12 protein-coding genes are annotated in these 12,781 nt (G+C 66.2%); 10 read left to right on the plus strand and 2 right to left on the minus strand.

Annotation, left to right across the window (positions count from 1 at the left end; translation table 11 throughout):
- Positions 1-213 precede the first annotated feature (213 nt).
- The 9 genes from CXR43_RS01475 (at position 214) to selD (ending at position 10,007) form a co-directional block, all read left to right on the plus strand.
- Positions 214-1,785: a gamma-glutamyltransferase family protein gene (locus CXR43_RS01475; protein ID WP_103332273.1), complete on the plus strand. Its 1,572-nt coding sequence runs from the start codon at positions 214-216 to the stop codon at positions 1,783-1,785.
- Position 1,786: 1 nt separating this feature from the next.
- Positions 1,787-2,245 (plus strand): GAF domain-containing protein, encoded by a 459-nt coding sequence (locus tag CXR43_RS01480; RefSeq protein WP_103332274.1) that lies wholly within the window; start codon positions 1,787-1,789, stop codon positions 2,243-2,245.
- A gap of 11 nt (positions 2,246-2,256) precedes the next feature.
- Entirely contained in the window at positions 2,257-3,153 is an 897-nt protein-coding gene (locus tag CXR43_RS01485) for a homocysteine S-methyltransferase family protein (RefSeq protein ID WP_103332275.1), read from the plus strand.
- Complete coding sequence (locus tag CXR43_RS01490; protein ID WP_103332276.1) at positions 3,150-3,839, plus strand: RluA family pseudouridine synthase; 690 nt, start codon at positions 3,150-3,152, stop codon at positions 3,837-3,839. The genes CXR43_RS01485 and CXR43_RS01490 overlap by 4 nt, the downstream gene beginning before the upstream one ends.
- Before the next feature lie 46 nt (positions 3,840-3,885).
- On the plus strand, positions 3,886-4,554 hold the full coding sequence (gene pgsA, locus CXR43_RS01495; protein ID WP_103332277.1) for a CDP-diacylglycerol--glycerol-3-phosphate 3-phosphatidyltransferase: 669 nt from the start codon (positions 3,886-3,888) through the stop codon (positions 4,552-4,554).
- Positions 4,551-4,802 carry a molybdopterin converting factor subunit 1 gene (gene moaD, locus CXR43_RS01500; protein ID WP_103332278.1) on the plus strand — a complete coding sequence of 84 codons (252 nt, stop codon included), beginning with the start codon at positions 4,551-4,553 and terminating at the stop codon, positions 4,800-4,802. Before pgsA ends, moaD begins: the two co-directional genes overlap by 4 nt.
- Position 4,803: 1 nt before the next feature.
- On the plus strand, positions 4,804-5,244 hold the full coding sequence (locus CXR43_RS01505) for a molybdenum cofactor biosynthesis protein MoaE (RefSeq protein ID WP_103332279.1): 441 nt from the start codon (positions 4,804-4,806) through the stop codon (positions 5,242-5,244).
- Between the two features lie 202 nt (positions 5,245-5,446).
- A complete protein-coding gene (gene rnr, locus CXR43_RS01510) occupies positions 5,447-7,696 on the plus strand; it encodes a ribonuclease R (RefSeq protein ID WP_103332280.1) in 2,250 nt (749 codons plus the stop codon).
- Between the two features lie 103 nt (positions 7,697-7,799).
- Positions 7,800-10,007 carry a selenide, water dikinase SelD gene (gene selD / locus CXR43_RS01515; protein WP_103332281.1) on the plus strand — a complete coding sequence of 736 codons (2,208 nt, stop codon included), beginning with the start codon at positions 7,800-7,802 and terminating at the stop codon, positions 10,005-10,007.
- Between the two features lie 54 nt (positions 10,008-10,061).
- Here selD and mnmH read toward each other — a convergent pair whose 3' ends face one another.
- Both mnmH and CXR43_RS01525 read right to left on the minus strand, forming a co-directional pair.
- Complete coding sequence (gene mnmH / locus CXR43_RS01520; protein WP_103332282.1) at positions 10,062-11,105, minus strand: tRNA 2-selenouridine(34) synthase MnmH; 1,044 nt, start codon at positions 11,103-11,105, stop codon at positions 10,062-10,064.
- 61 nt (positions 11,106-11,166) lie between these two features.
- A complete protein-coding gene (locus tag CXR43_RS01525; protein ID WP_103332283.1) occupies positions 11,167-11,751 on the minus strand; it encodes a DNA-3-methyladenine glycosylase I in 585 nt (194 codons plus the stop codon).
- A 115-nt stretch (positions 11,752-11,866) separates the two neighbouring features.
- On the opposite strand from CXR43_RS01525, the gene CXR43_RS01530 reads away from it, so the two are divergent.
- A complete protein-coding gene (locus CXR43_RS01530; protein ID WP_103332284.1) occupies positions 11,867-12,700 on the plus strand; it encodes an EAL domain-containing protein in 834 nt (277 codons plus the stop codon).
- The last annotated feature ends 81 nt before the right edge of the window (positions 12,701-12,781 follow it).

Raw genomic sequence — 12,781 nt, forward strand, 5'->3', positions numbered from 1 at the left:
TTTGTTGCCAGATCCGACAAGGCTGACGCAATCTTGCCTGAATTTCCCCCTGAAACGAACGTGATCTTCGGCCAAAGTGATCGGGTAGCTGCTTAAAGGCTTCTCTCGGCGCTGCGGACAATGCCCCCACCCAGTTTGCGGCGCCGAGATCCTCATGCCATTTGCACATCGCCGCGCGGCTGATTAGCGTGACCCCGACAACAAGGGGGCACCATGCGCGACTTTCACCTTCCGGGCCGGTCGGCCGTCTATGCTGAAAACGCGGTTTGCGCCACGTCGCATCCGCTTGCCGCGCAGGCCGCACTCGAGGTGCTGAAGGCGGGCGGCAATGCGGCGGATGCCGCCATTGCCGGGGCGGTGCTGCTGGGATTTTGCGAACCGCAGATGACCGGATTGGGCGGTGATTGCTTTGTGCTGCTGAAACCCAAGGGCGAAGAGCGGGTGATGGCCCTGAACGGATCTGGCCGCGCGCCTGCGGGCCTGTCGGCGGCAGAGATGCGCGGCCGGGGGCTGACGGCAGTGCCGTTGCGCGGGGTGGAATCGGTGACGATGCCGGGGGCGGTGGATGCGTTCTGCACCCTGTCCGCCGATTGGGGCAGCCTGCCGCTGGCGCAGGTGCTGGCCCCCGCGATCCATTATGCCGAGGCGGGCGTGCCGGTGGCGCCGCGCGTGGCCTTTGACTGGGCCGATGATGCGCCCGAATTGCGGGGGCGCGCGCGCGACCTGTTTCTGATCGACGGTCAGGCCCCAAGGGCCGGGCAGGTGTTCCGCGCGCCGGGACAGGCCGAGGTGCTGCGCCGGGTCGCGGCGCAGGGCCGCGCCGGGTTCTATGAGGGCGAGGTGGCCGAGGATATGATCACCAGCCTGCGCGCCTTGGGCGGGACGCATACACTGGACGATCTGGCCGCGACGCGCTGCACCTGGGGTGATCCGGTGCAGGGCAGCTACAAGGGGATCGATCTGCTGGAACATCCGCCGAACGGGCAGGGGGCGACGGCGATTTTGCTGCTCAACATCCTGTCGCAGTTTGATCTGGCGGCAATGGACCCGTTTGGCGCGGCGCGCGTGCATCTGGAGGCCGAGGCGGCCAAGCTGGCCTATGATGCGCGCAACCGGTTTATCGCAGAGACATCGCCCCGGCTGGACCACATGCTGTCCATGGACACGGGGGCCAAGCTGGCGGCGCTGATCGATCCGGGCAAGGTGATGGCCAGTGCGCCGCCGCTGACCGAGGCGATCCACCGTGACACCATCTATATCACCGTGGTGGACCGCGACCGGATGGCGGTGTCGCTGATCTATTCGGTGTTCTGGGGCTTTGGCGCGGGGCTGGCGTCGGACAAGTTCGGGCTGTGCTTCCAGAACCGGGGCGCGGGGTTCACCCTGACGGAGGGGCATCCGAACGAGGCGGCGGGGGGCAAGCGGCCGATGCACACGATCATCCCGGGCATGGTGATGGAAAATGGCCGGGTGACCATGCCCTTTGGCGTGATGGGCGGTGGCTATCAGCCGGCGGGGCATGCCCGGCTGATTTCCAACATGCGCGATTTCGGGATGGATGTGCAGGCCGCGATCGATGCGCCGCGCAGCTTTGCCGCCAATGGCGCGTTGGAGGTCGAGCGGGGATATGGCGCGGCGGTGCGGGCCGAGCTTGCGGCGCTGGGGCATCAGGTCACCACGCCCGACACCCCGCTTGGCGGCGCGCAGGCCATTGTGATAGGGGCAGACGGCGTGCTGACGGCCGGGTCCGATCCGCGCAAGGATGGCATAGCCTTGGGGTATTAAGATGGGTGTGGATTACGACGGGTTGCGCAGCGCGGTGCTGTCGCTGACCGAAGGCGAGAGTGATGCGGTGGCGCTGATGGCGACGGTGGCCTGCGAGGTGCATCACGGGCACCCTTTCAGTGACTGGACCGGGTTTTACCGGGTGGTGGCACCGGAGCTTTTGAAGATCGGGCCGTATCAGGGCGGGCATGGCTGTCTGGTCATTCCGTTTTCGCGCGGGGTCTGCGGGGCCTGTGCGCGGACGGGCAAGGTGATGAATGTGCCCGATGTCGATGCCTTCCCGGACCATATTGCCTGCGCGTCCAGCACGCGGTCAGAGCTGGTTTTGCCGGTGTGGAACGGGGCGGGGGTGCTGCTGGGGGTGTTTGATCTGGACAGCAACACGCCTGCGGCCTTTACCGCTGCGGATGAGGCGTTTTTCACCGCATTGCTGGCGGATGTGTTCCGCGACGCGGCCTGAAAGGCAGATTGATGGCACAGATTACGCTTCTGGATGGCGGCATGGGGCAGGAGCTGATTGCCCGCGCGGGCGATGACCGCTCGCCGTTGTGGGCGACGCGGGCGATGATCGACCACCCCGGTCTGGTGCGCGAGGTGCATGCCGAATATTTCGCGGCCGGGGCTTCGGTGGCGACCACCAATACCTATAACATCCTGCATGACCGGCTGGAACGTGCGGGGCTGGATGCGTTCTACCACGCGCTGCATCTGCATGCGTTGCAGCAGGCGCATCAGGCGCGGGCCGAGCATGGGCGCGGGATCATTGCCGGGTCGATGGGGCCCTTGGGCGAAAGCTACCGCCCCGATCTGACGCCGCCGGTGGAGGTGTCGGCGGCGCTGTATGCCGAAAAGGCGCGGCTGATGGGGGCGCATGTCGATGTGATCCTGTGCGAGACCATGTCGTCGCTGGACCTTGCGCGCGGAGCCTTGCGCGGCGCGCAGGCGGCGGGGGTGCCGGTCTGGCTCTCGGTATCGGTGGATGACCGCGATGGCAGCAAGCTGCGGTCAGGCGAGCCGGTGGCGGCGCTGGCCGAGGTGGTGGCCGCGCATCCCACGGCGGCGGTGCTGGCCAATTGTTCGATGCCCGAGGCGATGGCGGCGGCCCTGCGCGAACTGTCCACCATGGGATTGCCGTTCGGGGCCTATGCCAATGGGTTTTCCGAGATTTCCAGCCTGCCATTGCCCGACAGCGGGGACGCGCCCGATTACACCCACCGCCACGACCTGACGCCGCAGAAATACGCCGATTTCGCCCTGCAATGGGTGGACATGGGCGCCACCATCGTCGGCGGCTGCTGCGAGGTGGGACCGGCGCATATCCGCCATCTGGCGGAACGATTGCAGGCGGCGGGCCATTCCATCCTATGACCCGGCGCGTTGTCCCCGACCATGCCCCCAGCCTGATCCCCGATTTCGGCTATGATCCGCCGGATGTGCCGTTGTCGGTGCTGTACGAGGATGCGCATATCCTTGTGGTGGACAAACCTGCCGGGCTGCTGAGCGTGCCGGGCAAGCTGGAGGGGCGGCAGGATTGCCTGATCTCGCGCCTGCAGGCGGAATACTGGGATGCGCTGGTGGTACACCGGCTGGATTGTGACACATCCGGCGTGATGATCTTTGCCCGGACCAAACAGGCGCAGGGCTTTCTGGGGCAGGAATTTGAGCAGCGACGCGCCCGCAAGACCTATGTGGCGCGGGTCTGGGGCGTGATGGAGGAGGACCGGGGCCATGTCGATCTGCCGCTGGGCAGCGACTGGCCGCGCCGCCCGCGCCAGATGGTGGACCCTGAAAACGGCCGCCCGGCGCAGACCGACTGGGAGGTGATCGGGCGTGATGAAACGGAAACCCGGGTGCGGCTGCATCCGCTGACCGGGCGCAGTCATCAGCTGCGGGTGCATATGCTCGCGCTGGGCCATGTGATCATCGGCGATCAGATCTATGCCACCGGCGCGGCGCGCGAGGCCCCGCGCCTGATGCTGCATTCCGAGACCCTGAGCCTGCACCATCCTGCCACCAACGACCGCGTGACCTTCAGCGCCCCGCTGCCATTCTGATCAAATCCGCTTTCCTCTGGCGCTGTTAATGGTCTAAGCATCAGGCATGAGATGGACGCTGCCCAATATCCTGACGGTGATGCGCCTGATCGCTGCCCCCGGCGTTGCGATCATGTTCTTGTATTTCCACCGTCCCTGGGCCGATTGGTTCGCCCTGACCCTGTTCATCGTGGCCGCTGTCACCGACTGGTTTGATGGCTATATCGCCCGGCGCTGGCAACAGGAATCAAAGTTCGGCGCGATGCTGGACCCGATTGCCGACAAGGCGATGGTGGTGATCGCGCTGGTGATCATCACCGGCTATTCCGGGATGAACCCCTGGCTGATCCTGCCGGTCACGCTGATCCTGTTCCGCGAAGTGTTCGTGTCGGGCCTGCGCGAGTTTCTGGCGGAAAAGGCCGGGCTTTTGAAGGTGACCAAGCTGGCCAAGTGGAAGACCACGGCGCAGATGGTGGCGATTGCGGTGCTGTTTCTGGGCACCGGGCTGGAACATGTCGAGGGCATTGCGCGGCGCGGCATGACCAATGATCAATATGCCGCGCTGGTGTCGCAGGGGCTTGCCGATCCGCTGCGGTCTTGCGGCGCGCGTGGATGTTCTTCGCTGGCGACCTTTGTCGGGCTGGGGCTGATCTGGGCGGCGGCGGTGCTGACCTTGATCACCGGCTGGGATTACTTCCGCAAATCGCTGCCCTATCTGAAGGATGAAAAACCGTGACGGTCGAGGTTCTGTATTTCGCCTGGGTGCGCGAACGGATCGGGCTGCCGCGCGAACGGGTGAGCACGCAGGCCGAAACGGTTGCCGGGCTGATTGCCGAACTGGTGGCGCGCGAAGAGCGCTATGCGATGGCCTTTGCCGATCTGTCCAGCCTGCGGGTGGCGCTGGATCAGGACCTGGCTGATTTTGACTCCCCCCTGGCCGGGGTGCGTGAGGTGGCATTCTTTCCGCCGATGACCGGGGGCTAGGATGCGATTGGCCGTGCAGACAGAGCCGTTCGATCTGGGGGCCGAGTCGGTGGCTTTCGCGGCGGGCGCGGCCGGGGCCGGGGCTGTGGTGACCTTCACAGGCATCGTGCGCGACAATGGTGGCACGCTTTCTGCAATGGAAATCGAGCACTACCCCGGCATGACCGAACGCGCGATTGCGGCGATCATGGAGGAGGCGCGCAGCCGCTGGGCACTGGTGGATGCGCTGGTCATTCACCGCCATGGTCGGCTGGCGGGGGGTGAGATGATCATGATGGTCGCCACCGCCGCGCCGCACCGGGCCGATGCCTTTGCGGCGGCAGAGTTCCTGATGGATTACCTGAAATCCCGCGCGCCGTTCTGGAAAAAGGAACTGGGGCCGGAGGGTGCTACCTGGGTGGCGGCGAAGGATGAGGACGAGGCGGCTTTGCGCCGCTGGTAGCGCGGGCGCTTGCAACGGTAGGGCGGGGTTCACCCCGCCATGTGCGACCAAAGGCGGGGTGAACCCCGCCCTACGCCCAGATCGGGATTTCGTCGCCCTACGGGATGGGCGCAGCTTGGGCGTTTGTCCGTCGTGAGTATTTGGCAAAGGTGCAAATGCTGGTGGCTTTCGTGCGCGGGGCGGGCGTGCTAGGGCTGATGGTATGGAACAATTGCCCAGCAAAGAGCAGATCCTGCACTGGATCACCGAGAACCCCGGCCTGCAGGCCAAGCGCGATATTGCGCGCGCCTTTGGCATCAAGGGGGCGGCGCGGATCGAGCTGAAGCGCATCCTTGCCGAGCTGGAGGAGGAGGGGCAGGTGGCCAAGAAGGGCCGCAGCTACCGCGACCCCGACAGCCTGCCGCCGGTGTCCATCCTGATCATCACCGGGCCGGATGCGCAGGGCGATGTCTTTGCCCGGCCGATGGAATGGGGCGGCGAGGGCGAGGCCCCGCGGGTGCTGTTCGTGGCGAAGAAGGGCGACCCCGCATTGGCGGCGGGGGACCGCATTCTGGCGCGGCTGTCGCCGGCGGATGTGGGCGAATACCAGTATGAGGCGCGGCTGATCCGCCATATCGGCACCAACCCGCTGCGGGTGCTTGGGGTCTTTCGTGCCAATGCCGAGGGCGGGCGGATCGTGCCCATCGACAAGGGGCAAGACAAGGAATGGCGTGTCGGGCGGGACATGACGCTGGGCGCGAAGGATGGCGAGCTGGTTGAGGGTGAAGCCATCGGGCGGCGCAACATGGGCCTGCCGCAGGCGCGGATCACCGCCGTGCTGGGCGACCCGTCGGGGCCGCGCGCGGTGAGCCTGATTGCCATTCATCAGCACGGCATTCCCGACCAGTTCCCCGATGCGGTGATTGCCGAGGCCGACCGGGCGGAACCTGCGGGCCTGGACGGGCGCGAGGATCTGCGCGACCTGCCGCTTTTGACCATCGACCCTGCCGATGCGCGTGACCGCGATGATGCGGTCTATGCCGAACATGACCGCGAGGCGGGCAATCCGGGTGGCTTTGTCGTCTGGGTGGCGATTGCCGATGTGGCCTATTATGTGCGCCCCGGGTCGGCGCTGGACCGCGAGGCGCGCAAACGCGGCAATTCCACCTATTTCCCCGACCGGGTGGTGCCGATGTTGCCGGACGTGCTGTCGGGCGATCTGTGTTCCTTGCATCAGCATGTGGACCGTGCCTGCCTTGCGGTGCGGATGCGGCTGGATGCGCAAGGGGCCAAGATCAGCCACCGTTTCGTGCGCGGGATCATGCGATCTGTCGCCAGCCTGAGCTATGAGCAGGCGCAGGCGGCGATTGACGGCAGCCCGGATGAGGCGACAGCCCCGCTGCTGGAGCGGGTGTTGAAGCCACTGTATGCCGCCTATGCCGCAACGAAACACGCCCGCGCCTTGCGCCAGCCGCTGGACCTTGATCTGCCGGAGCGCAAGATCGAACTGTCCGACACGGGCGAGGTCAAGGCGGTGACGTTCAAGGACCGCTTTGACGCGCACCGGCTGATCGAGGAATTCATGATCCTGGCCAATGTGTCGGCGGCGGAAGAGTTGGTGCGGTTGAAGCAGCCCTTGCTGTTCCGGGTGCATGAGGAGCCGACGCCGGAAAAGCTGGACAGTTTGCGCGAGGTGGCGGAAGCCTCGGGCTTTGTGCTGGCCAAGGGGCAGGTGTTGCAGACCCGGCATCTGAACACGCTGCTGGCGGCGGCGCAGGGGACGGAATTTGATGAGCTGCTGAACATCAGCACCCTGCGCAGCATGACGCAGGCCTATTACTTTCCGCAGAATTTTGGCCATTTCGGATTGGCGCTGAAGAATTACGCGCATTTCACCTCTCCCATCCGGCGTTATTCCGACCTGATCGTGCACCGGGCGCTGATCGCCGGGCATCGCTGGGGCAAGGATGGCTTGTCCGCGCAGGATGTGGAGACGCTGGAGGAAACCGCCAAGCTGATTTCCGACTCTGAGCGGCGCAGCATGGCGGCGGAGCGGGATACCACCGACCGCTATCTTGCGGCCTATCTGGCCGACCGGGTGGGGGCGGAGTTCACCGGGCGGATTTCCGGCGTGCAGCGTTTTGGCCTGTTCGTGAAGCTGGATGAAACCGGGGCCGATGGGTTGATTCCCATTCGCAGCATCGGGCGCGAGTTTTATCACTATGATCAGGACAGCCAGACCCTGACCGGGGCGGACTCTGGGATGACCATCGGCATTGGGCAACGGGTGACGGTGCGGCTGGCCGAGGCAACGCCGGTGACCGGGGGGATCACGCTGGACCTGCTCAACATCGAAGGCGGAACGCTGCCCAAGGCCGCGCCGCGCCGGGGGAAGTACGCCCCGCGCAAGCCGGGGCAGGCAGCGGCCAAGGCCAGCAAGCTGAAACGCAAGGTGCTGCGCAAGCGGCGCTGAGGGCGGCGCATGCAGTGGTGTGCGGTGAGGGGACGCATCCCCCTCGCCCTTGTGCGGTCGCGGGCGTAGAGTCGGCGCTGTTTTGATCAGAGAGTCCTTTCGCATGCAGATGCCGCCGCTTCCCCTGACCCGTGACATCGTGCTGATCGGCGGCGGGCATGCCCATGCGCTGGTGTTGCGGATGTGGGGGATGACCCCGCTGCCGGGGGCGCGGATCACGGTGGTCAATCCCGGGCCGGTGGCCCCCTATACCGGCATGTTGCCCGGCGCGATTGCGGGGCATTATTCCCGCGATGCGATGATGATCGATCTGGTGCGGCTGGCCCGTTTTGCCGGGGCGCGGGTGGTGCTTGACCGCGCCTGCGGCCTTGACCGGGCGGCGCGGCAGGTGGTGCTGACCTCGGGGCGGCGGCTGCGCTATGACGTGGCCTCCATCGACATCGGCATCGCGTCTGACCTGCCCGAGGTGCCGGGCTATGCAGAACACGGCGTCGCCGCCAAGCCGCTGGGGGCCTATGCCGCGCGGTGGGAGGCGTTCGTGGCAACAGCGGGGTCTGATCCGCAGCTGACCATCATTGGCGCGGGCGTCGGCGGGGTGGAGCTGGCGCTGGCCTCGGCGCATCGGCTGCGGGGGTTGGGCAAGGCACCGCGCATCACCCTGCTGGACCGGGGGGGCGAGGCGCTTATGGGCGTGTCTGCCGGCACGCGTGCCACCCTGCTGGCGGCGCTGCGCGACCATGGCGTGACGCTGATCACCGGGGTCAGTGTGGCGCAGGTTCTGGCGGATGCGGTGGTGCTGACCGACGGGCGGCGGCTGGCATCGGATTTCACCCTGTCGGTGGCAGGCGCGAGGCCGCAGGGCTGGCTGGCCCAGACCGGGCTTTTGCTGACCAATGGCTTTGTCGATGTGGGGCCGACCCTGCAATCCTCGGACCCGGCGGTGTTCGCGGTGGGGGATTGCGCGCATCTGACCCATGCGCCCCGCCCCAAGGCCGGGGTGTTTGCAGTGCGCGAGGCCCCGGTGCTGCTGCACAACCTGCGCGTGGCGGTGGCCGGTGGGGCGCTGCGCCGCTACCGCCCGCAGCGCGATTATCTGAAACTGGTGTCGGTGGGCGGCAAGGTGGCAGTGGCCGACAAGTTTGGCTTGCGGGCCGGCGGCGGCTGGCTGTGGCGGGTGAAGGACCGGATCGACGCGAAGTTCATGGCGAAGTTTGCGGATTATCCGGCGATGGGTCGGCCCGCCCTGCCGCAGCCGCATGCCTTTGGCCTGCGCGAGGCTGTTGGTGATAAGCCGATGTGCGGCGGCTGTGGGGCCAAGGTGGGGGCGGGGGCGCTGCGGGCGGCGCTGGACGGGATCGCCGCGCCGCTGCGCCCGGATGTGCTGTCGGGGCCGGGGGATGATGCGGCGCTGCTGCGCATCGGCGGCACCGATCAGGTGATCACCACCGACCATCTGCGCGCCTTTACACATGATCCGGCGCTGATGGGGCGGCTGGCGGCGGTGCATGCGCTGGGCGATGTCTGGGCCATGGGGGCCGCGCCGCAGGCGGCGCTGGCGCAGATCACCCTGCCGCGCCTGTCGGATGCGCTGCAGGCGGATATGCTGGCCGAGGTGATGCAGGCGGCGCATGACGTGTTCCGCACCGCCGGGGCCGATGTGGTGGGCGGGCATTCGTCGGTGGGCGATGACTTGACCGTGGGGTTCACCGTGACCGGGCTTCTGACCGGGCCGGCGCGCACCAAGAGGGGGGCGCGGCCGGGGGACGTGATCGTGCTGACCAAGCCCTTGGGCAGCGGTGTCATTCTGGCGGCGGAAATGGCGCTGGTGCGGGTGGACCCGGACCAGAGCGGCGGGCGGATGCTGGGCGAGATCTGGGCAGACTGCATCGCCAGCATGGCCCGGCCTTTGGGGCCCGCAGCGGCCATTCTGCGCGACCGGGCCAGCGCGATGACCGATGTGACCGGTTTTGGTCTGGCGGGGCATCTGTGGGAAATGCTGGAGCCGGACGGGTTGGGGGCACGGCTGTCGCTGGCCGATCTGCCCTTGCTGCCGGGGGCCGAGGGGCTGGCGGCGCAGGGCGTGGCCTCGACCCTTGCACCCGCCAACCGGGCCGCGGTGGGCTGGCAGGTGGACGGCGGGGCCGGGCCAAGGCTGGACCTGCTGTTTGACCCGCAAACCTGTGGCGGGCTACTGGCCTGCCTGCCCGCCGAGTCTGTCGATGAGGTCTTGGCCCGCATGGCACAGGCCGGGGAGATGGCCGTTGTGATCGGGCAGGTGACGGCGGGGCCGGGGGCCATTGTGCTGCCCTGACAGCGCGGCGCGTTCCGCGCGGGAGGGGTTTCGAAAGGTGCAACCCGGCAGCGGTCAGCCCGCGGGGATGGCTTTGGCAATGCGGCGGGCAAGATCGGGCAGGGCCTCCGGGTCAAGGCTCTGGGTCTCGATCTCTGTCACGCCTTGTGTGCTGCGCGCGCGGTGCCGGGCATAGCGCGGGTCGTAATGGTGCTGCATCAACCCGGTGGCAAGGGCGGCAAACTGGCCCGTGGCGGCAAAGCCGTGCCAGTCGGCGATGCGCTCTGCCGGATGCGAGGGTTTGAGCCGGTCGATGACCGCGCCAAGCCGTTGGGCATCGGCGACAATATCGGCATAGGCCTGGGTCAGATAGCGCGCCCGCGCCTCCAGCGGGGCCGAGATGGCGATGCGCGGGGCCTGTCCCATCGCGCGCCACAGAGCGGCGGGCAGGCTGAGACTGCCGATCTTGGAGCTTTCCGCCTCGACCACCACCGGGCGGGTCGGGTCCAACCGAGCCAGCGCCAGCGCAAGCTGCCCTTCGAACCTGCGTTGTGACGGTTGCGGGCCCATCGCGCCAAACACCGAACCGCGATGGCAGGCCAGACCTTCAAGGTCGATCACCTGCACCCCGAGGGACTCAAGATGCGCCAGCAGGCTGGTCTTGGCGGTGCCGGTGTTGCCGTCCAGCACGATCACCGGGCTGGACATCGGGGCTTGCAGCGCATCAACCACCAGCCGCCGCCAGGTCTTGTACCCGCCGCTGATGGTCTGCACCCGCCAGCCGATCTGCGACAGGATGGTGGCGAATGACCCCGACCGCTGGCCGCCGCGCCAGCAATAGACCAGCGGTTGCCAGCCACCGGGCCGGTCTGCCAGCGGCCCCATCAGATGCGCCGCGGCATTTTTTGCCACCATAGCGGCCCCCAGCTTGCGCGCATCAAAGGGCGAGACCTGTTTGTAGATCGTGCCCACCCGGGCCCGTTCGGCATCATCCAGCACCGGCAGCGAGATGGCACCCGGCAGATGGTCGTCGGCAAATTCTGCGGGCGCGCGCACATCGATGATGTCATCAAAGCGCAGGGCCAGCACATCGGCGAGTGAAGTCAGGTCTATGGCCATTGTGCCCCCTTGATCGGCGACAGCTTTAGCGGGTGGCGGGCCGGGCGCAAGGGTGCCGCGGTCACCCTGCCAAGGCCGCCACCTTTGCATGGCAGGGGCAGGTCACCAGATGGTCATTCACCATGCCGGTCGCCTGCATGAAGGCATAGACGATGGTGGGCCCGCAAAAGGTGAAGCCCTCTTGCTTGAGCGCCTTTGACAGCGCAAGCGACACCGGGGTTTGCGCGGGCACCTGTGACAGGCTTTGCCATTGGTTTTGCTGAACCTTTCCATCCTGAAACGACCAGATGAAACTGGAAAACCCGATCCGCTGCTCGATCCGCTGATAGGCCCGGGCCGAGAGAATCGTGCCGGCAATCTTGCCCCGATGCCGCACGATGCCGGGGTTGGCCAGCAGGCGGGTGATGTCCTCCTCGCCCCATTGCGCGATGATGTCGGGCCGGAATCCTTCGAAAGCCGCGCGGAAATTGTCGCGCTTTTTCAGGATCGTGATCCAGCTGAGCCCCGCCTGAAAGCCATCAAGGATCAGCTTTTCCCACAGGGCCCGGCTGTCCCGTTCGGGCACGCCCCATTCATGATCATGATAGTCCAGATAAATCTGCTCTGTCCCGCACCAGCCGCACCGCCCTTGCGCATCCCCGCCCATCTGTCGTCACCCGATTCCGCGTTATCCGGACAATTGGAACAAAATGTGAAACTTTACGCAAGATTAACCCGTGTGGCGACATCGTGGACTCGGGTTGAAGAAAAGGCACTGCGTGATGCGACAGAACGAAATCCCGTTGCAGGATGTTCCTTTGGCCGCCAGCAGCCCCTTGGCCGTTGCGGTGTCAGAGCGTGACAGGCAGGTCATTGCCATGGTGCGCGATGCCTTGACCAAGGGCCGTTTGCGCCTGGCCTATCAGCCGGTGGTTCTGTCTGCCGACCCCAGCCGGATCGGGTTTTACGAAGGCCTGATGCGGGTGCTTGACCCGACCGGCCGCGTTATTCCCGCCTGCGATTTCATGCCTGCGGTCGAAGCGCATCAGATCGCGCGGGACATTGACTGCGCCGCCCTGACCATGGGTCTGGCGACGCTGGTCCAGCAGCCGCAGATCCGGTTGGCGGTCAACATGTCGGCCCGGTCCATCGGCTATCCGAAATGGACGGCGATCCTGCGCAGCACCCTGCGGGCGCATCAGGGTGTGGGGGAACGGCTGATTCTGGAAATCACCGAAAGCTCGGCCATGCTGATGCCGGAAATCGTGATCGCCTTCATGGAAAGCCTGCAGGCCGAAGGCATTGCCTTTGCGCTGGATGATTTTGGCGAAGGCTTTACCGCCATCCGCTATTTCAAGGAATTCTCCTTTGATATCGTGAAAATCAGCGGTCATTTCATCCGCAACATTCATGAGGATGCGGACAATCAGGTGGTGACGGCGGCTTTGCTCGCGATTGCGCGTCAGTTTGACATGATGTGCGTGGCCGAATCTGTCGAAGATCTGGCCGATGCCAATTATCTGCGCGCGATGGGGGTGGATTGCCTGCAGGGCTATCTCTTTGGCATGCCGACGGTACAGCCGGACTGGGCCGCCCAGAAACGCCACCTGGCCTGAAACCCGCCGCTGATGACGCGGGGTCACCTGTGCAACGCAAGAATCTTGCGCTTTGCGGCACAGGGGCTTAGGTCAAAAGGG

Source organism: Pseudotabrizicola formosa (assembly GCF_002900965.1).
Lineage (GTDB): Bacteria > Pseudomonadota > Alphaproteobacteria > Rhodobacterales > Rhodobacteraceae > Pseudotabrizicola > Pseudotabrizicola formosa.